At 41.2% G+C, this 20,616-nt stretch carries 19 protein-coding genes and 1 rRNA gene; 4 read left to right on the top strand and 16 right to left on the bottom strand.

The window, feature by feature from the left end; all coding sequences use genetic code 11:
- Positions 1-103, top strand: a 5S ribosomal RNA gene (rrf, locus tag H6G92_RS41395); the annotation flags it as partial.
- A gap of 137 nt (positions 104-240) precedes the next feature.
- Here rrf and H6G92_RS31185 read toward each other — a convergent pair.
- The 15 genes from H6G92_RS31185 to H6G92_RS31115 form a co-directional block, all read right to left on the bottom strand.
- Complete coding sequence (locus H6G92_RS31185) at positions 241-1,389, bottom strand: hypothetical protein (protein WP_190899708.1); 1,149 nt, start codon at positions 1,387-1,389, stop codon at positions 241-243.
- Positions 1,390-1,415: 26 nt separating this feature from the next.
- Positions 1,416-1,643 carry a hypothetical protein gene (locus H6G92_RS31180; RefSeq protein ID WP_190899707.1) on the bottom strand — a complete coding sequence of 76 codons (228 nt, stop codon included), beginning with the start codon at positions 1,641-1,643 and terminating at the stop codon, positions 1,416-1,418.
- A gap of 33 nt (positions 1,644-1,676) precedes the next feature.
- Positions 1,677-2,021, bottom strand: a complete 345-nt coding sequence (locus tag H6G92_RS31175; RefSeq protein WP_199345052.1) for a hypothetical protein — start codon at positions 2,019-2,021, stop codon at positions 1,677-1,679.
- A gap of 547 nt (positions 2,022-2,568) precedes the next feature.
- Positions 2,569-4,194: an alpha-keto acid decarboxylase family protein gene (locus H6G92_RS31170; protein WP_190899706.1), complete on the bottom strand. Its 1,626-nt coding sequence runs from the start codon at positions 4,192-4,194 to the stop codon at positions 2,569-2,571.
- A gap of 70 nt (positions 4,195-4,264) precedes the next feature.
- A complete protein-coding gene (locus tag H6G92_RS31165) occupies positions 4,265-4,834 on the bottom strand; it encodes a pentapeptide repeat-containing protein (RefSeq protein ID WP_190899705.1) in 570 nt (189 codons plus the stop codon).
- A 271-nt stretch (positions 4,835-5,105) separates the two neighbouring features.
- Complete coding sequence (locus H6G92_RS31160) at positions 5,106-5,483, bottom strand: hypothetical protein (protein WP_242059375.1); 378 nt, start codon at positions 5,481-5,483, stop codon at positions 5,106-5,108.
- Between the two features lie 13 nt (positions 5,484-5,496).
- Complete coding sequence (locus H6G92_RS31155) at positions 5,497-5,664, bottom strand: hypothetical protein (RefSeq protein ID WP_190899704.1); 168 nt, start codon at positions 5,662-5,664, stop codon at positions 5,497-5,499.
- Between the two features lie 20 nt (positions 5,665-5,684).
- On the bottom strand, positions 5,685-6,386 hold the full coding sequence (locus H6G92_RS31150) for a dienelactone hydrolase family protein (protein ID WP_190899703.1): 702 nt from the start codon (positions 6,384-6,386) through the stop codon (positions 5,685-5,687).
- Positions 6,387-6,415: 29 nt separating this feature from the next.
- Entirely contained in the window at positions 6,416-7,075 is a 660-nt protein-coding gene (locus H6G92_RS31145) for a phosphoribosyltransferase (protein ID WP_190899702.1), read from the bottom strand.
- Positions 7,076-7,244: 169 nt separating this feature from the next.
- Entirely contained in the window at positions 7,245-7,634 is a 390-nt protein-coding gene (gene prs, locus H6G92_RS31140; RefSeq protein ID WP_199345051.1) for a ribose-phosphate diphosphokinase, read from the bottom strand.
- A gap of 397 nt (positions 7,635-8,031) precedes the next feature.
- On the bottom strand, positions 8,032-9,363 hold the full coding sequence (locus H6G92_RS31135) for an alpha-amylase domain-containing protein (protein ID WP_190899701.1): 1,332 nt from the start codon (positions 9,361-9,363) through the stop codon (positions 8,032-8,034).
- Positions 9,364-9,597: 234 nt separating this feature from the next.
- Positions 9,598-9,750, bottom strand: a complete 153-nt coding sequence (locus tag H6G92_RS31130; RefSeq protein WP_190899700.1) for a hypothetical protein — start codon at positions 9,748-9,750, stop codon at positions 9,598-9,600.
- Between the two features lie 113 nt (positions 9,751-9,863).
- The gene (locus H6G92_RS31125) at positions 9,864-11,027 is read right to left on the bottom strand and encodes a carboxylate-amine ligase (protein WP_190899699.1); all 1,164 of its coding nucleotides are present in this window, start codon (positions 11,025-11,027) and stop codon (positions 9,864-9,866) included.
- 53 nt (positions 11,028-11,080) lie between these two features.
- Entirely contained in the window at positions 11,081-12,259 is a 1,179-nt protein-coding gene (locus H6G92_RS31120) for a M20 metallopeptidase family protein (RefSeq protein ID WP_190899698.1), read from the bottom strand.
- A 15-nt stretch (positions 12,260-12,274) separates the two neighbouring features.
- Positions 12,275-12,706 carry a pentapeptide repeat-containing protein gene (locus H6G92_RS31115; protein WP_190899696.1) on the bottom strand — a complete coding sequence of 144 codons (432 nt, stop codon included), beginning with the start codon at positions 12,704-12,706 and terminating at the stop codon, positions 12,275-12,277.
- A gap of 784 nt (positions 12,707-13,490) precedes the next feature.
- Between H6G92_RS31115 and H6G92_RS31110 the strand changes: the two genes are divergently transcribed.
- The 3 genes from H6G92_RS31110 to H6G92_RS31100 all read left to right on the top strand — a co-directional run bounded on the left by H6G92_RS31110 (position 13,491) and on the right by H6G92_RS31100 (position 15,008).
- Positions 13,491-13,655 (top strand): hypothetical protein, encoded by a 165-nt coding sequence (locus H6G92_RS31110; RefSeq protein ID WP_190899694.1) that lies wholly within the window; start codon positions 13,491-13,493, stop codon positions 13,653-13,655.
- 63 nt (positions 13,656-13,718) lie between these two features.
- Positions 13,719-14,285: an HPF/RaiA family ribosome-associated protein gene (locus tag H6G92_RS31105; RefSeq protein WP_190899692.1), complete on the top strand. Its 567-nt coding sequence runs from the start codon at positions 13,719-13,721 to the stop codon at positions 14,283-14,285.
- A gap of 240 nt (positions 14,286-14,525) precedes the next feature.
- Positions 14,526-15,008 carry an Hsp20/alpha crystallin family protein gene (locus tag H6G92_RS31100; protein WP_190899690.1) on the top strand — a complete coding sequence of 161 codons (483 nt, stop codon included), beginning with the start codon at positions 14,526-14,528 and terminating at the stop codon, positions 15,006-15,008.
- Positions 15,009-15,176: 168 nt separating this feature from the next.
- Here H6G92_RS31100 and H6G92_RS31095 read toward each other — a convergent pair whose 3' ends face one another.
- Entirely contained in the window at positions 15,177-20,606 is a 5,430-nt protein-coding gene (locus H6G92_RS31095) for an ATP-binding sensor histidine kinase (RefSeq protein ID WP_190899689.1), read from the bottom strand.
- Between the last annotated feature and the right edge of the window lie 10 nt (positions 20,607-20,616).

The raw sequence follows: 20,616 nt of genomic DNA, 5'->3' as shown, positions 1-20,616 counted from the left end.
GCGGTGGAACCACACTGAACCCTTCCCGAACTCAGAGGTGAAACGCTGCTGCGGCCACGATAGTTTAGGGGTAGCCCTACGCAAAAATAGCTCGATGCCAGGATTCATTTTTCTATCAAAGCCCCCTAGCTCATATCGCAGCTAGGGGGTTTTGATTTCAGGAATCTACTGCTAAAACAACACACTATCACCAAGTCGTTAGTGGTAGTGGACTACTAATTGACTCAGATATGCATGCTTTTAGAGAATCTGTTCTGCAACTTCTATGCGTAGTAGCGATCGCACATTTTCGATTTGATTGACAATAGTTGCCACCGAGGAGCCAGCAAACAGCAGTCCTACAGCCGCCGGGGTGTTATTGACCAAAGTAGCAACCAGTGAACCAGAGTCACCACCGGCCGAAAGATTGGTAGTAACTATCTGATCCTTAAAACGAGCTATCCTCCCGTTACCATAGCCCACATCGACAGTGGCACTAATTGCCGTAATTCTACCGCTTGTGAAGTTTGTGGTGCGTCCAGTCTTATACACAGGCATCCCCACCGTTATATCCTGCTTGCGCCGCCAACCTCGCACGTAACCCAACCAGTAAATTTCCCGATCAAGATCATGGAATGCTCCTTCTGCGATTGCCGCATCAACAAGGTTGCGGTGCTGTTCTCTGGGAATTGTTGGCTCAAAGTCAATTGGAACAAATCGGTTCAACCGAGCGATGATATCTGTTGGAGCAGTCCCGCCATCAAAGGGGCCTGGTTGCAATATAGGATCACCTACAGCAGCATCGTTGCTATTAGCCAAGACATGATTATTGCTAAGAATATAGTAGCGGGACGGGATACCTTTGCCATGTACGGGAGGGTTCGTAGAACCTTCTGGTAAAATATCGTATACGCAAGTAGCAATAGTACCTGCCGTAATCTTGAAATGTCCAACGCTGTAGCCTCCCTCCGCTGGACGGGCACGTTTAGCAAGTATCTCAATGCCCGCTTCTGGTATTTCAACCCTTTCAGTAACACGGTAAGTTCCAGTCATACCATTAGTAGGTTGTATAAGCTCAGTTCTCATCTGCGGTGGTTTTTGGCGTAACTCGCCCACTCCCGCGAAAGGATAACCGATTTCTAAAACATCAGTTTGCATATCTGCCAATGTCGATGGTACGAGATCAGCATCACTCAATTCATCTTTTGGCATCTTGTGAGTGACTAATGTCAACAAAGCTGGCTCACCCGTAGGCTCTCCATTCCGCCATTTTACGCCTACTCCAAGACCAACGACGTTGGGACGCAGCTGCTGTGGACTCATAAACTCTTCTACTGCGGCTCTGTGAGCTTTTTGCACCTCTGCTGTGTACTGTCCAGACAGTATCATCTTATTTTCATCTAATTTCATATCAAATCTCCTGTTGATCTGGTTATTTAGATTTGTGCTGTTACAATGCCGATTTCTTCAACGTCGGTTTCACATCCTTCTATAGACTTCGGGACAACCTCCTGCGGCTGTAAGTCGGACTCTGGAATTTTTTGGGTCACAAAAACCTTAATGACCGTCCTCCCATCCTTGTCACCAATGCCAACGCCTGTAACATTGGGTAGCCTCATCAGTTGTTCCTCATAATCCTGTTTGACGGTATTAACTTTGTTCATCGCCATCTCCCTTTTACAGAGAAAAAAGACTTGTTATTGCTGAGGCAATGCTTGAATAGCTCCTGTCACTTGTGCATCTACTTTGAATCCATCCAACTGCTTTGGTATTTGCTTTTTAAAGTTCGGAGATTCATTTTCTAAATACACTTTTATGCAAGGTTTATCTTCACATTCACCAATTCCCACACCTACTACACCATCAATACTCAGTAAATCAGATTCATATTGCTCTTTTATCTGTTCAATAGTTTGACTAATTGATACAGAATTTAACAAAAACAAAGGTTGTTTTTCCTGATTCATCACGGTAAATAATGGTAAAAATAATAAACTTACTAATGCTATGGTTATAAAAATCAATCCTAAGTTTTTATTCATATATATTATTTTGAATCATTAAGAAAACCATTTTTATTTATATTTAACATCAGGTCAAGACTTGTGAATTTTATTTGTCCAGGTTATAGCTATATCTATCCAATCTGTTACTAATTGACCTGTTTGACAGATGAGTATCTAAGCTTTAATTTGATATCTAAAAGCGACAAGCTAAATGTAGCTATCTTAGCCTCTTAGTTCACAGTACGAAACCTATAAATCTGCCACCATGACCTATAAATTTAAATTGCTACGAAAGTGCCAAGACAATTTCTGTAAAAATTGACCCTATATCATCTATATACATCACTACTACTGCATGATATATTTTACTCTCAAGTAAAACCGTGTTAAAGTTTCTCTAATCAATTCACAAGGTATTCCTAAATAGTAGAAAATAATTTGATTTAAATATCAACCAATAGATATAAGTTTAGATATAGTTATATCTTTCTAAAGAATATTTTCAGGATAAAAAACTACGCCTTTAAGATGAGGAAAATGGGTTGGGGACTGTCTGAATTACGAATTACGAATTCGTATGACTTTATCCTTTGAGGGTTTTGGCAAATAGTGCGCTCAATCTTTGCAAAGCAGGCGAAATATCCTCAGGTGAAAGATGAACATCAAGAATGCTGAAAATCTCGCTATCTCTCGCTATATTTAAGGCTTGTTGTAGTTGTGTATCTGTGTGAATAACAAAGCCATGACCTCCCAGGACTTTTGCTAACTGGGCATAGTCAATTGTGGGAATTTTGACAAATGCCGCTTCTTGATACCCCATCGCTTGGAGAGAAGCAAATGAACCATTATTGATGACAATGACAATTGGGTTCAGTCCTAAGCGTTTAGCTGTGAGCAATTCCATTCCTGTCATCTGAAATGCGCCATCGCCAACCAAAGTGATCGCCCGCCGGAATGGATCGGCTAATTGAGCGCCGATTACACCAGGAATTCCAAATCCCATACTGGCGTAGAAGGCCGGACATAAGAATGATGTGCCTTGCTGTGTCTGGATATCATCTGCTGCAAATAAAGTATCACCGACATCTGTCACCAGTAGAGTATTGCTGTCAATGAACTGATTGAGTTCATAGAGTAATCCACTCATGGAAATCTTGCCCAAAGATGGAGCAACACGCGGTTTCATCGTTTTGATGCTAGATGAATTCCAATGAGGCAAATCTGGACTATTCAACAAGGTGTTGATGAAATCTTCAAACCTCACATTCGGGTATTCATGATGTTTAATAGCAATGCGTTCTGAGGTTGCATAGACTGTACAACTTGGATTAAGATGGGCCGTAAACATCCCCAAGTTAATATCAGTCATAAACACCCCCAACATCAGCACACAGTCTGATTCTTCAATAGTTCTTTGCACATTTAAATCCCCTGCTTCACCATTGTAGATACCGATGTATTGGGGATGTCCTTCAGGAAAAACAGATTTCCCTAACATGGTTGAGCAGACTGGTACACCGAGTTTTTCTGCCAAGGCTAGAAGTTGTTCCTGCAAGCCAAAGCGATGAACCTCTACACAAGCAATAATCACAGGTGAGTGCGATTGCTGTAACATCTCCAAGGTTTCTGCAACGGCTTCCGTTAAGGTATCTGGATCAGTGCGCTTGATTGGTGGTAGCAAGTGTTCTGACTCCGTAATCTCGGCATAAACCAGATCGCGGGGAATTTCCAAATAAACAGGACGCTTGAATGTCGTTGCATAGTCAAGGGCACGATGAATTTTCGTATCAGCTGTTTTTGGGTCAGTTAACGTTGTGGCGTAAAGAGTGACTTCTTCATAAACACGCCGTTGCGTATCGAAGGTTTTTACTTTATGGTGCAGTAAGTCATGCTCCCGTCGTTCCCGGATGCCTGGGCCACCACTTAAAATTACTAATGGTGATTTCTCCGCATAAGCGCCTGCTACAGCATTCACCATATTCAACCCGCCGACACTATAGGTAACAACCGCTAAACCCAAACCCCGAATCCGGGAGTAAGCATCAGCAGCAAAGCCTACGCAGGGTTCATGTGTCATAACAATGGGTTCAATCTTGCTAGCCGCTAGTGCATCAAATAGCGTTAGAGCAAAATCCCCAGGTATACCAAACGCGTGTTGTACACCCTGCTGGTATAAGATATCAAATATATGCGGTGCTAGTTGAGGCATTTTCTACCTCCCTAAAGACTGTTTTCTAAGAACCGACTATCAGCAGACAACTAATTTTCAGGTTCTAACACTATTTATGCATAGTACCGTCAGGCATAATTGTCCCAGTTAAAAAAGCTTCACTCATATCTGTTGCATTTAAATTCGCCCCAGTCAGGTTTGCCTCACTCAGATTTGCCTCGCTTAAATCAGCACCAGTCAAGTCAGATTCTCGCAAATCAGCTTTCCACATCCTGACTCCGCTCATTTTTGCATCACTCAAATTTACACGCTGCAAGTTTGCCGCACTAAGTGATGTCATATGCAAAGTAGCATCACATAAGTCTGCGCCACAAAGATATGCACCACTAAGGTCTGATTCATTGAGGTTGGCTGTTGTCAGTGTCGCTTCACACAAATCAGCGCCACAAAAAATCACTTCAGATAAATTTGCGTGTTCTAGGTTCGCACCTTGAAGATTGGCTTTACACAAATTAGCTCCACTCATAGATGCTTTTGCTAGGTTAGCGCCTCTCAGGTCTGCTCTACCAAAGTCTACACCGCCTAAGTGAACACCCCGTAGGTCAGCCTTTGGTAAGACAATACCGTGGAAGTTCCGTTCTCCTGCTGCATATCGATCTAGAAGTTCTTTAACGTCCATAGCCTTAAGTTTTGAGTAAATTTAGTTGGAACGCTTTGAACAAAAAACTAAAGATATTGATTTAAAAATCAAGCAGAATTATGTTCTTAATTTAAATACTAAAGGAAAAATATGAGGAACTTATGAGGAAGTTATACCGTTTGATATTTTGGATTTTGGATTGTGAAAGAATTACTGGTAAACGCTTTTAGCGCTTCATCTATCCAATCATTTCATACTTTGATTCAGCAAGGTTGTTTTTTGAATTGAGATTCCATTAACGCTGTTGTAGTCAAAATCGTTCATCAATATCCAACGCTGCTAGGGGATTTTCTATATCTATCCATGAAACCTGGGCTTCTAGCTTGTCACAACACTCACACACTAGACGTAAACCCGCATCTAATGGAAGTTGAGCAGTTGTCGGGGTAAACTCTTGCAATATCCCAGCTTCTATTGTCTGATAGCGATCAAGGTCTTGGCTCAGTTTTGCCAGAAAATTTGCTCCTTCGCCAATGTCCTTCATCGCAAATTGCAAAATTGAATCGACGTAAGCCTTAACTTTGGGATTTTTGACTCCCTCTGTAGCTGAGGTATAGAGCAATTCACCATTGAGATATTCAAAATCTGGTACATAAAGGTGGTTGCCTACTAATTTAAATATCTGCATTTCTTTAGCTAGTCTAACTTTTAAAGAACTCCGGCACAAAGTAACTTGGATTTAAACCTTGTGCTTGCGCCATTAAGTGACAACCTTGCAAAAATTCATCAGCGCGATCGCTCAGATGACCAACTTCATCTACCAGAAAAAACTCTTGCTCAAGACCGATACGACGCTTGACTACATCCATCTAGACCTCCGCAATCGACTTTATACCCCATGATTGAGGTAGTGCGTAAACCATTCACTCGCCAGTCGTGCTACTGCTGCTAATGTACCTGGTTCTTCAAATAAATGGGTGGCTTCAGGAATAATCTCCAGTCGTTTTGGCGATGGGCTACGCCCCGCTGGAAGCGATCGCAACTGTTCTAGTGCATCCTCGTTCATTGCGATCACTGGCATATCGTAACCCCCAACAATCAACAATGTTGGTGCTTTGACATGAGGTAAGGCTGAACCAGCTAAATCCGGTCGTCCACCACGAGAGACAATAGCCTGCACAACTTCTGGGCGTTCTGCTGCGGCAACTAGAGCTGCACCGGCTCCTGTACTAGCACCAAAATAACCGACTTTTAGGTGTCGGGTGTCTGGGTTATGTACTAGCCAATCTGTAGCCCCAACTAACCGCGATGCCAACAAAGCAATATCAAAGCGTAAATGTCTTGTTCGAAGGTCAATTTCTTCTTCTTCCAGAGTCAGCAAATCAATTAATAAAGTTGCGAGTCCTGCCTGTTGTAAAACTCCAGCAACATAGCGATTGCGGGGGCTGTGACGGCTGCTACCACTGCCATGAGCAAATAAGACTATGCCCGTAGCACCATCTGGAATCACCAAATTCCCCTCTAAGTTAACTTCACCTGCTGTCACTAACACCCGATGTTCGTAGGGGTGATGTGTTGATGTTCTATCCATGATGAATTAATTACGAATTACGAACTATTTCAGTCATTAGCTATCAAAAGTTTTTGCCTTGCCAAGAGTTCACTTACCTCTGCGTCGCTTATTTGCTCAAAATCCTCATACCAAATACCAATCGCATATAAATCCTCTGGCATGATCACACATACAACCTTATCTACTTCTGCTTGCAGTTCTTCACAGGTGGATGCCGCCGCAACCGGAACTGCTACCACAAGCTCGCGGGGGTGTTGTTTTTTCAATGTAGCGATCGCTGCTCGGATGGTAGCACCCGTAGCAATTCCATCGTCAACGAGAATAATGGTGTGATTTTTGACTTTTGGTGGTGGATGATTACCGCGATAGGTGCGATCGCGGCGGTCTAATTCCCGCATTTCGATTGCTGCTACTTCATCAATAGTTTCTTTGGAAATCCGTAACCAATCTACGACATTCTCATTAATTACACGTACTCCTCCCATTGCTAAAGCACCCATTGCCAATTCCTTGTGTCCAGGTACACCTAGTTTCCGCACTAAGCAGACATCTAATGGTGCATTAAGTGCCTTTGCTACCTCAAATGCTACAGGCATACCACCACGGGGAAGTCCTAATACTAAAACATCTGGACGATTGGCATACTCTGTTAATTGGGCAGCTAATAGTTTACCTGCTTCAGTCCGATTAAGGAATATTTGCCGCATATTTTTATACCTCTTGGTTAAAATAAATCACTAATTGAACCATCAGCTTTAAATCGTTGAATAGCAGTAGCAATTAAAGGTGCAACAGAGACAATTTTTAACTGCTGCCAGTTGGTTTCTGTTGGTGTTACAGTGTCGGTGACAAAAACAGCCTGGATACTGGGGTGACTTAACTTAGCGCGTGCTTCCTTAACAAAACGCCGACTGCTTGTAATACCTCAGCTACCATACTGGCGGTAATTGGTTCCCGCCTACCGTGACGTTTATCTGCACGGGCATAGCCAAAGTAAGAGATAATCGCCGTAATTTGGGTAGCCGCAGCCCGACGACAGGCATCTGCAAATGCTAAAAGTTCTACGAGATGGTCATTGACAGGTGGTGCTGTGGACTGGAGGATAAACACAGTCTTTTGACGTACAGGCTCTAAGAGTTGCACGTTTACCTCCCCATCTGGAAAGCGTTCAACCACAGATTTACCCAAAGGGATGTTGAGTTCCTGAGCAATAGCAGCAGCTAAATCAGGGTTAGCTGTGCCAGCAAAAAGGATGAAATTGTCCATAATCGTTGTCTGGAACGTGGACTCTACTTTGAGGTTATAAACAAAATGTGAGGAAAATGTGAGGAATTGTTTAATCAAATTATCGAGCAAAGGTAGAAAGAATTATAAAAAATTGGTTGAATAAAAATTACTTGTGAATATAATTAGTAGTTTATTTTGGGCATAAACCACTAACAAAATCAGGTTTTTTATAAAATTTATTTTTCCCTAAAGAGCCAAATATGATATCATGTCCGGTAAAAGACTTATCATTAAGACCGCAGGGGGCAAGGGGAAAGAGAGTTTTAAGATTTTTGCATAGATGCCCTGAATAATAACTAATTAAGCGGACATGATATGACAACCTGTATTTTTAGGATGAATATAGTGATAGTAATTTAAACATCAATTAGTTTTGTTAAAACTGAGGAATATAGACGGCGTAGCCTCTGGGTGGAGACCAAAATTCAGCCCAGCCATTTTCTTGTGTCCATTTCTCTTGAGGAACTCCGGTATCATCTCTTCCTCGCCAAGCCATAGGGACAAATTTTGTGTTTTTCCATTGTGTCTGAACCCAGGTTCCGTGCCAATTTCCTCGGTTGTTCAACACAAAGATTAATCCTTTTTGGCTACCCCAACCATTACGCTGCATGATGTAAATATCATCATCCAAATGAAGTATGGAAGTAAATCCACCTGCATGGTCTTCATGTATTTTTACTAATGCAGCAATCCCACTTTTATAACCCTCTTGTGCTAATCCCCATGTGTAATAATCTTGCCAAAATACACAAGGATAACCTTCATGTGTGAGGATAAAAGCATAGGCTAGCATTTTATCTGTGATGATAGAGTCTCCCCTGACTACATCATGGTTTTCTACAAAAGTCACAGCCTGAGAAGGTCTTTCTGTTAACAATGTTCCTCCTTGAGTCAGTTGTCTCAAGCTGTATCCGTAAACTTGGCACAAATCTTTTAATCTATATCTCAAAGGAAAATCAAATGCACCTGCTGGATTGTCTGACCAGGCATTGGTTTCGTTAAGCCAATCCTGAATTTTGCGATCGCTATCCCAGCATTCTCCCACACCATAGGGTTTATAACCCTTTTCATCCTTAATACCCCTTAATTCTTGGATAGCACGAACCATCCAGCCACCGTATCCCTTAACACAATCATACCGAAACCCATCAAACCCTATTACCTCAATCAACCATTTTGCATACTCCAAAAGTTCGGTATAAACGTGAGGATTTCTGTGAGATAAATCAGGCATATCTCCAAAGGTTTCCTGATCCCATGTTTCATAGGGTGACGGATGAAAGCACTTCCAATCTCTGAGGAACTTGCCACTCTTTGGTTTGAATATTGTCCATCGGGTTTTGTGATCAATTGGGTTAATTTCCTCAGCATCACCCCCGCTATTATGATTGATAACTAAATCTGCATAAACTTGCATTTTGTGTTCATGCACAGTTTTAATTAAGTCAATCAACTCATTTTTCCCACCAAACCAAGTTTTCATAGAACCCTTTTGGTCAATATCTCCCAAATCATAATAGTCGTAAGGGTCATACCCCATTGATTGACCATCTATATTTGCAGCTTTATTAGCAGGTGGCAACCATAATGCGGTAAATCCTACTGCACTTAACGAAGAAACTTTACTTTTAATATACTTCCACCACTCATATTCTTGATGTTCAAGACGAGGACAATCCCAGTAAAAAGCCTGCATAATCACGCCCATCTTTCCATTCCTCGTGTAAATTTCTTTTGTCACACACTTATCAAGAACGAATTGGTTTTTGTGCGAAGCATGACATTCCTCCAGCAGTAAACCAGTATTCCCAGCTTCCACCAGAAGCAGTTGGAAAATTTACCCACGCCCTTACGTCCTATTTTGAGTTTTTCCTGAGTTCCCAAAGAAGTTTACATCACAAAGACGCGATGGCTTGCTTTGCCAGTCGGCGAATGTGTGGTGTTAATTTATGGCTACTAATTTCTCATCAGAATTGATCAAGATAATTGGTGCAACTTGCCGCGTGAGTTTGTGAGCCAGTATTGCCTCCACAGCGAAAATGCTCAACACCAATCCGACTTTCATATCGTAGATGCCGAGGTCGTACATCTTCATCTGTCTTTGGGTGAGGGGCCTTTTTTCTAGAGTTCCTAGCAGCCAAACTCTGTCACAATGTCCGAGTGAAAGGGAAGAAAAAAATGTGTTCAAATTCTCTACATTTGGGATGATTAAATCATTAGTGTGTACGCTGTAGCCTGCCTTTTTGCACTAGCTAATTCATCTTCCAACTCGTTGACTAAAGAAGCAACTACCGCCTTCAAAGAAGCTGTTCTTTCAAAAACTCGCCGTTGGCGGATATAACTAGGACCTTCTGCCAATCTTTTTTCTAATTGGAGTAGATATGGACTATTTCCCAGAGTATCAGCAGTTTCTGCTAGTGCATTGAAGATATCTTTAACTATATTTTTGATAGGTCTGCTGTTGCCTTGTTCATCTTCGATGTAGTTAGCATCTAAACCCCACCGAGATGCTCGAAAGTAGTTTTCCTTCTCAATCAACCAAGGAAGAGGAGTTAACAGAAATTCTGTTTGATTTCCTTGGCTGTGATAATGCAGATCCACAATTAAAGAATGGACAAAAGCCGCCAGCATCATAGATTCTTTTATCGTTGGTTGAGCATCCATCACCCTGATTTCAAGGGTTCCTAAATCAGGTTGGGGACGCACATCCCAATGAATATCACGGATAGCCTCAAACATGCCAGCATATTTAGCAGTAGTAAAGAAATTAGCAAAATCTTGCCACGTTTTAAAACTGGGAGAAATACCATAGGTTCTCAACGATGATAAAAACCTTTGGCGATAGGAGGCAAAGCTTGTATCGTGACCCCACCAAAAGGGTGAACTAGCAGACAACGCCAGCAAAATGGGGAGATAGGGTTTGAGTCTGCTCATAATATCTATAGCTGCATCCCCAGATGGCATTCCTACGTGAATCTGAAGAGCAAAAGTCATCATTAAATCTGCAAGATAGCCAGATGCAGTTTGCTGGCTAAGATATCTGGGAAGAGGGGTGATAGAGGCAAAGCGATCGCAACATGGATGAGTCCCTGCTGTACAAATTTTCATGCCCAGTTCTTGGCATCTGGCTTTGAGGTTACAAAGAATTGAAACAATATTTGCTTCTAACTCAGGAATATTGGAGCAGACTTTAGAGGCAACCTCTACCATAGCTTGGTTAAATTCTGCCTGAATCAAAGAGTTTTCAGGAGCTTGTTCCAAAAGCGGTAAAATGCCATCTACCAATTGCAGGGTATCAGAATTGAGCAATTGCAACTCAATCTCCATCCCCAGAGAGAATTCGGGAGAGCTTTTGAATTCTATATCACCCATATCATTAATAATTACTAATTCGTAATTCGTAATTCGTAATTCGTAAGTAGGTACTAGGAATTATTTGCATATTCTGCGATCGCCTCTCTAACCACCCGATCAAAGAAGGCTGCACCAACTTTCAATGCTTCTTCGTCAAAGTCAAAGGAAGGACTATGTAACGGTATATTCTCACAACCCTGTTGGCAAGCACCAAATCTGACGTAACAGCCAGGAACGTGTAATAAGTAGTAAGAAAAATCTTCTGCCCCCATACTGGGATGATCCATTGTTACCAATCCCTTTGAACCCAATAACTTAACTACAGCCCGTCGGGCAATTTCCGTCTCTGTTTCTGTATTGATTACAGGTGGGTATCCGTGGCGAATCTCTACCTCTACCCTCGCATTGTGCAGTTCTCCAACGGCTGTGGCTATGCGCTTAATTCCATCGATGAGGTAGTTTTGCACCTCCAAATTAGTTGTGCGGATCGTGCCTTGCAGAGTTGCTTCCTCGGCAATGACGTTAGCTGCACTACCTGCTTCTACTTTGCCGATGGTCACTACCGAGGGATAGGCTGGGTTGATTTCTCGTGAAACTAGGGTTTGCACAGCCATAATCAATAATCCAGTAACAACTACAGCATCAACAGTTTCATGGGGTCTGGCTCCGTGTCCACCTCGACCTTTAATGTAAATGGTAAAGCCATCAGAATGGGCAGTGATTGCTCCCTTAGCAACCATAATTTCTCCCACTTGGTAGTGACGGGTAACATGACCGCCAAAGATGGCATTCACGCCTTCTAAAGCACCGGCTTGGATCATGACTTTAGCCCCAGCACCCTTTTCCTCAGCAGGTTGAAAGATAAAAACGACATTTCCCGGTGGTGGGTTCTCCTTGAGTAAAGCTGCTGCGCCCAACACCATCGACATGTGACCGTCGTGACCACAGGCGTGCATTTTGCCTGAGTTGAGAGAAGCAAAGGGTAAACCCGTATTTTCTTGTCCGGGGAGGGCATCCATATCAGCCCGTAGTGCAATTGTAGGTGCTCCTTGTCCAGCATTCATCAGCTTGGCAATGATGCCACTACCTACCCCGCCATACCAAAAAGGAAGGCCTAGACGCTTGAGTTCATCTATAACGATCGCTGCTGTCTTTTTTTCCTCAAATGCCAGTTCAGGATGACGATGTAAATTCCTGCGCAATTCCACCATTCGAGGGAAGACTTTATCGGATGTCAGGATTCTAGTCATAACATATCTCCTTCCTTATTCTTCCAGGCATATCATCTTGGCACTCACAGGGTCAAAATCCTCTGGAAAAACTGTGTAGCTGTCATATTTGGCTGCATTTAGGTTAGCGCTGTTTAAGTTAGCTCCCCTCAAATCTGCACCCCGCAGGTCGGCTTCACTCAAATCTGCTCCAACTAATTTATCTTTAAACAAGTCTGCACCACTGAGGTTGGCTCCTCTGAGGATGGCTTTTCTTAAGAAAACTCCACTGAGGTTAGCTCCACTCAAGTCTGCTCCACTAAGTTTGGCTGCATCCAAGTTAGCTCCACTCAGGTCTACTCCTTCTAAATAGGTTTCCTGCAAGTCAGTTTTAGATAACTCGGCGGCTCGAAAGTCTCTTTCGCCTGCTTCATACTTCCTTTTGAGTTCATGAGCGCTTTTCACTGGTTGATTAGATAGGTTTTGCATAGTAAATTCACCAGTTTTTATAAATTGGGAGTATGTAACTGTCCAGGTGCAATGTGGCTCAATTATTATGGCTTTAATTTGATGCTAAGAGAAAAATTTGAAGAACTTGTGAGGTAGTTTTGCTTTCCTCACAATTCCCTCAATTTTATTTATGATCAGCTTATATGTTTAATGACACCAGAACCTTTGTATGCGATGGCTTTGTCCCCATTTCTCTACGAGACGCTGCGCGTAGCTCTGTCGTACGAGCTACGTGACCACCGCAGGCATCCCTCTCTGGTATGAGAACTTGACCCTCAGTGATGCAGCAATTAATAAATTTTTGACACAACAATTTGCAATTAGTTATTAAAGAAATTAGCTAATAGGGGTTTTTTATTATATAGAGATTGGTTTCGCCAAAACTAGGCGATTGGTTTAATTACATATTAGTTTTTTAGCCCTAAGTTACTGTCTCTCAAAAATAATCATTTATTTGCCCGAATCCTCCTATCATTTAACTTATTTCTGCCGAAATATTACATTTTATTTGTATATAGTTTTTTGTCGTTTATTCGCTGGCATTGGCTCTTAGAGAAATAATATAAGAAGTAGAGTGTTAATAATTAAAGTTCAAAATCCGAATGCATATTGGCTACTGAGTTTTAATTGCTGCTGCATATACAGCAGACTTCAAGTTAGTGAAGTACACAATCTAGGTCTAAAAAACCGACAGAAAGCATGTTTTACATCTGCTTTCTCATAATGAATTGTCCTTCCAGATTTAGTGTGGGAGGTGAGTAGAATGACTATCACAGCCACTAAACCAAAGTTGCAGGTAAAAAAGCAAATTCAGAAAAAACATTTATCTAAACATTCAACAGATATCGGTACTCCTCAAGTTCCCCTACGTCAACTTGCAGTTAAGCAAGAGCATGAGTTGCTTTGTGATTGGGAAAACGCATCTTAATTAGCGCCTTATCTGAGCAACTTGTCAATCAAGGCAAGAAATACTTGATAAATAGGAGAAATCATGAGAATCCCACTCCAAATCACCTTTCATAATATTCCCCCATCAGAAGCTGTAGAAACAAAAATTCGCTCCTTGGTTGATAAACTAGAGAATTTTTATAACCGAATTACCAGCTGTCGAGTCATAGTTGATGCCCCACATCGACATCACCGTAACGGCAAACTTTATCAGGTGCGAATTGATATCACTGTGCCGACAGGGGAAATAGTTGTGAAACGTGACCCACCTGAACGTCAATCCCACGAGGATATTTATGTAGCAATTCGTGATGCCTTTGATGCAGCCAAGCGCAAACTACAAGACCATGCCAGTATGCTACGGCAAGAAACCAAGACTCACGAAGAACAGCCTCATGGACGGATTGCGACATTATTCCCAGACGAGGGCTACGGCTTCATTGAGACACCTGATGGTAGCGAAGTTTATTTTCATCGCAACAGTCTATTCAATGGTGATTTCGAGCAGTTGCAAGCGGGAGACGAAGTTCGTTTTGCGGAAGAAGAAGGTGACAAAGGAATCCAAGCTAGTACTGTTAGACTGATTGGTAAGCATCACCTGCAAGGTTGAAGCTGTTGACTTCAGACACTTTCTTCATAGTCCAGGGAGTATCAACCACTTCTTCACAAGTTCCTCAAATTTTCTTTTTAACTTAAAGATAGTGGCTGAACCTTCCTTATTTGTAAAAGAGTTTTACCACCATCTACCTAATAACTTGCTACATCCAGATCACACTGAAGGAAAACCTACAAGGGTAGCAATCAAGTTGAAATATCAAGTTTGAAATCATGAATATTGGAGGCAATGATTATGGCGATTACTCGTTGGGAACCTTTTCAAGAAATTGAACGTTGGGAACCTTTCCGTTGGGAGCCTTTGCGGGAAATGGAGCATTTGCAACAACGGATGAACCGTCTGTTTGAGCGGTTCATCCCCAGTGGCGATGGAGAAGTCTCTGCATTTACCTTTATACCCTCCGCCGAAATGGAAGAAACTGCTGATGCAGTTCACCTGAGACTAGAAATTCCGGGGCTGGAATCTAAAGATTTGAATGTGGAGGTTACTGAAGAATCTGTTTCAATCAGTGGCGAACGCAAGTCTGAAACCAAGACGGAAGAAAAAGGCATGATGCGCTCTGAATTCCGTTATGGCAAATTTGAGCGAGTCATTCCGCTACCTGCTCACGTTCAAAACGATAAAGCCCAAGCGGATTACAAGAACGGCATTCTTACCCTCACCCTACCGAAGGTTGAAGGAGAGAAGAAAAAAGCCGTTAAGATTAACCTTGGTTAGTTTGCTGTTGTAAAAGCAGGAAAACAGGGTGCGGAAGTTCAATAGGGTTCTTAAACCCTTGCTCATGAGTAGTCACAGCGCGAAGCAGAGGGTAGTATTCCTTCTGCTTCCTGGCTTTCTTGATAAAGAAGCGGACTAGGAGCAAGTCCTGCCAATATCTCCAAGAAGTTACCCCAGAATTTGAGCCAGAATCGGTAAGGTAATCACAAATTCTGTTCCCTCGCCTGGGGTAGAATTTACATCCAAAGTTCCACCATGTTTTTCTACAACAATAGACTGAGCGATCGCTAATCCTAATCCTGTACCTTTGCCAACACCTTTAGTGGTAAACAAGTGGTCAAATACTTTTTCTTTGACTGATTCACTCATCCCTTGCCCATTATCAGCAATCTTCACCTCAACCTGGTTTTCTTTTAATGAGGTGGTAATTATAATTCGGTTAAGATTAGCTTGAATATCCTCAAAAGCCCGACCTATATTGGATTCATCTAATGCATCAATAGCATTCGCTAAAATGTTCATAAATACTTGATTTAATTGTCCTGGAAAGCATTCAATTTCCGGTAATTTTCCATACTCAGTTACTACTTCAATTGCCGGACGGCTATCATTGGCTTTGAGACGATGTTTTAAAATGAGAATTGTACTATCAATTCCTTCATGAATGTTAAACGGTACTTTGTAGGCTTGGTCTGCACGAGAGAAAGTGCGGAGACTGGTGCTGATATTTTTCAAGCGATCGCACGCCATTACCATTGCAGCAATCATCTTGGGCAAGTCTTCTAAACTATAATCCAAGTCTATTCTGTCGGCGTGGTCAAGAATTTCCTCACTCTTATTGGGGAGACTTTTTTGATATAGTTTTAAGTGTTCAAAAACATCAGCAAGGGTAGGTTTAGCTTGCTGGAGAGTAACAGAAATAAAGCCTAAAGGATTATTCATTTCATGGGCTACACCAGCGACTAAGTTCCCCAATGCAGACATTTTCTCACTTTGGACTATTTGTAATTGTGCCTGCTGCAAATCTTGCAATGCTTGCCCGGCTTGTTGATAAAGTCGAGCATTTTCTAAGGCAATTGCTGCTTGAGAAGAGAGTAGGTTAATCACCTGTAGACGGTTACTAGTAAATACCCCTTGATTTAGTTGATTTTCTAGGTAGAGAATCCCCACCACATGACCTTGGTTAATAATGGGTGTACATAATACACTTTGGGGTTGATGTAGCAGCATATATTCCCCAATTACACCAGGAATATCTGTTTTACAATTGTCTATGATGACGGTTTCTTGAGTATTCTTAACGTAATTGATCAGTTTTCTAGGGATATCTTGACAAGCATCTAGTAGTTGTGGATCAAGAATGGTTTTGACATCAGCCTGGGAATTTGACTGTTGATCGATAAAGGTAATTGCCCGCACTTGCCAAATATCTTCTTGAGGAAGAATTAATACAGATGTTTTCGCACCAGAATTTTCTAGGATAATCCGACTGATACTGCTGATGAGTGCATCTAATTCGATGCAACTGGAGATAGTTTGAGCAGCTTTGAGAATGCAGGTTAAATCTAGAGCATCAGAAATATTAGTACTGCTGGTAGTGTAAGTAGATGTGAAAGTTGATGTACGGGCAATGCTGGCTATGCTTTCTAAGGGGTTGAAGTTGAATTCTTGCTGTTGCAAAATGGGTTTGAGTAATTTGGGATAGCGTTTTTCCAAATCATCAGTTTTGGCTTTTGCTCCCCAATGGGCATAGCAGTAATATGCTTGTTGCAGATATCCTTCAGCGGCTTTTTCTTTACCCCATTCTAGGTAAAATTTGCCAGCAAGTTCGTTAGCGATCGCTGCTTCCTGAACATAGTCATTAGCGATCGCTTCTTGGATAGCTATTTCATAATGATCTGCGGCTTGAAGGCGATCGCTTGTTACACGAGCTTGTTCAGCCAAAATTAAATTGTACTTATGCTGGTAATTGACTGGCGCGTGATCTGCCCATTCTCGCATTTTTACTTGGTTTTCAGCTACTTTATGAAGATAAAGCTGTTGCTGTGCTTCACTTACCTGAGAACAAAGGGCTAACAAACTCAGAGATTGATAGAAATTCCGCAAAGGAACAATTAATAAGCCTGCTGCTCCCTGCTCATACTGCTCAAATTTTTGGGAATATTCCCAAGCAGATTCGTATTCACCAAAAAGATAAGACAGTAGTGTTTTTGCCAGATACACATAACAAATACCATTGATATTGTTAGTTTCAATCAAAGTTGGTAACATCTCTACTTCGTGAAAATGCTTTCCACTTAAACAGCAGGGATTGACCACTTCTCCTTGTAAATTTAGAACCGTCTGCCGCCAAATATTTCCCCAAACTAGAGATACTTCTTGTTTAATCTGCTGCATCAGTTCGCAATATTTATCTGCCTCCAGCACAGCATTTTCTAGGTTGTCTCCACTCCAAAAAAGAAATTGACAATAGCAATTAGCGCAATAGCCTACATATTCTAAATTTCCGGTTTCTAATCCGCTTTGCAATCCATCCAAAAATAAGCTCAATGTGGATTTAATTGAATCTTTCCAGTGTTTAATAAATAGGCTAAATGTTAGAAAAACTCTGCTTTTAAGTTCTTTCGTTGGAAATTTTTCTAAAAGTTGTATTGCCAGTTTTCCAAAGTTATACCCATCTTCAATTGCACCAATACTGCACAAAAATAATCCATAGAGGCTGTAAGCAACAGCTGCCTGTGGTGAATTGCCATACTGGATACAAATTCTGATCATTGTAAAAATCTTTAGTGGCAACAACATCGGTTTGGCTATATAAACCGGGGCAAACAAACCCGATAGAATGCGGAGCGCAACTAATTTTTGGGGATCAGTTATTTCTGGCATATCTGCCAATGCTGCAATTGATTGATGAACTAACATTTGTTGCAATTGATGATGTTCATCAAAAATCATTTGAGTGTTACCGTCTTCAGGTAACGTCAAATCTAGTAATTGCAGCGCTTCTCTACCTGTAGCTATTGCTTCAATAAATTTATTTTGCGCCGTATAAGATTGGATTTGAATTTCATAGGTACGAACTTTTTCCAATGGAGATTTAGCATTTTTGAGGATAATCTCTACTAATGATTTTGATGAATCAAAGTTTGTATTGAGATATTCTGCCTCAGCCGCAGATTCATAAACCGCAAGGGTCAATTCGTAGCTGCTTTGCCAAGCATTTATCGGTAATAGAAGCATCGCAACTTTTAAATACTCCACTGCTGTCGCATAAGCAGTCGAGTTTTTGGCTTTACAACCAGCTATCAGATTTAACCGGGACAAATGTTCTCGTTCGCTAGGTTCCTCTAATAAATCCAGTCCGTAATTGAATTGGTTAACGATCGCAAAAATTCCTTCCTCTTGCTGTTCTAAAGGTGTATTCTGCAATAACAATCGCCCAATTTGCAGGTGTGTTGACTGTTTTTGTGCTTCTGGAATCAGTGAATAGGCCGCTTGCTGGACGCGATCATGTAAAAATTTATATACAACCATCTCAGAATGTTCCTGAGTAGCTGCTTGATTTTCTGAATCAACAAAAAACTTATAAACCTCACTTTGCGGCAAAATCAATCCTTCTTGCAAAGCCTTCCACAAGCAATCTGCGGTTTCTACCTCTGATTGTTTAGAAACAATCGCTAATGTTTTTAAATCGAACTGATTCCCAATACAAGCAGCTAGCTTCAATTGTTGTTGAGTTGATTCTGCTAGCCTTCGTAATTGAAATACCATAAACTCAACAACATCATCTGCTAGTGTCTGCTGATTTATTTGAGAAATGTCACATTGCCAGCATCCCTCTACAAAATTGAATTGAATCAGTTGATCTTGATGTAATGATTTGAGAATCTGAGTCGCAAAAAATGGATTACCTTGAGCTTTGCGATAAATCAATTGTGAAAGAGATAATGCCACATTCTCTGCACAATTTAACGTATCGGCTACAAGTTGATTCAATTGCAATTGGTTAAGCGGTTTCAGGGTAAGCTTATTCACAGGTACACCTGTTTTATGAATTTCATCCAACATCACCATCAACGGATGTGCTGGAAAAACTTCATTGTCTCGATATGCACCAATTAACAATAGATATCCCTGATTAGTTTCATTCACTAATAATTGCATGAGTTTCAAAGAAGCCGAATCTACCCACTGCAAGTCATCTAAGAATATTACTAAGGGATGGTCTTTAGTTGTAAATACTTGGAGAAATTTCTGAAATAATAAATTAAATCGATTTTGGGCGGCGTTACCTGATAATCCTGGTGCAGGTGGTTGTTTGCCAATAATTCTTTCTAATTCGGGAATGACTTCAATAATTACCTGTCCGTCTTCACCTAATGCTTGAATAACTTTATTTTTCCATTCTTGTATTTGAACATCACTCTCTGCTAGTAATTGCTCCATGAAATGGCGGAAAGCTTGAACAAATGCTGAGAAAGGAATATTCCGATTAAATTGGTCAAATTTGCCTTTGATAAAATAACCACGTTGACGAACAATAGGTTTATGGACTTCGTTAACAATCGCAGTTTTACCAATCCCCGAAAACCCAGCTACCAGTGTTATTTCTGTTGCACCCAAGCTGACATTTTCAAATGCTTCTAGTAGGATTTTTACTTCTGCTTCTCGTCCATAGAGTTTATCAGGGATAATAAATCTATCGCACACATCCCTTTGGGCAATTGGGAAAGTTTCAATTTTACCCGTTGTCTTCAGTTGAGTAAGACTAATTTCTAAATCATACTTTAGTCCTAATACACTTTGATAGCGGTCTTCAGCATTTTTCGCCATCAGCTTACTGACGATCTCCGAAATTATCGGCGGAATTTCTGAGTTAATTTTATGTATTGAGGAGGCTATTTTAGCTATATGGGAATGCACTAACTCCATTGGATCATTTGATTGAAAAGGTAACTCACCTGTGAGTAACTCATAGAAAGTTACACCGAGTGAATAAAAATCAGTCCGGTAGTCAATCCCCCGATTCATTCTCCCTGTTTGCTCTGGAGAAATATAAGCTAGTGTTCCTTCTAACACATTGGGGCTGATTAGTGTTTGCGTTTCCCTTGGTAATAGTGATGCAATACTAAAGTCGATTAATTTAACTTGTTTGGAATGAGGATTAATTAAAATATTACTCGGTTTGATGTCTTTATGAATGATGCGCTGACTATAGAGAATATCTAATGTATTACACAGCGCGATCGCTATTTGTAAAAACTCTTGCAAAAACCCCATGTCTCGCGTCTGATCACGAGCAAAATAATCTTTTAGAGAAATACCGCCAAAATCCTCCATCACCAACACATAACCATTTTGATATGCTTCCAAGCTGTAGGTTTGGATGATCAGGGATGAATTTAGATTTTTGGCGATGGTGTACTGATTGCGAAACTGCACCAGTTCGTTGAAGGTGGGATATGGATTTTTCAGCAGTTTGATCACTACAGGTAATGAGTCAGTTTCTCGATACCCTCGATAAACTATGGTTCTCAAACCATTGTAGATTTCTTCAATGATGTGGTATCTGGGAATACTAACGCGATTGCTAAACATGCTGCTAAAT

The sequence above is a fragment of the Nostoc foliaceum FACHB-393 genome, from assembly GCF_014698505.1.
Lineage (GTDB): Bacteria > Cyanobacteriota > Cyanobacteriia > Cyanobacteriales > Nostocaceae > Nostoc > Nostoc foliaceum_A.
The sequence above is the reverse complement of the archived record's forward strand: the minus strand, read 5'-3'. Positions and strand labels throughout refer to the sequence as shown.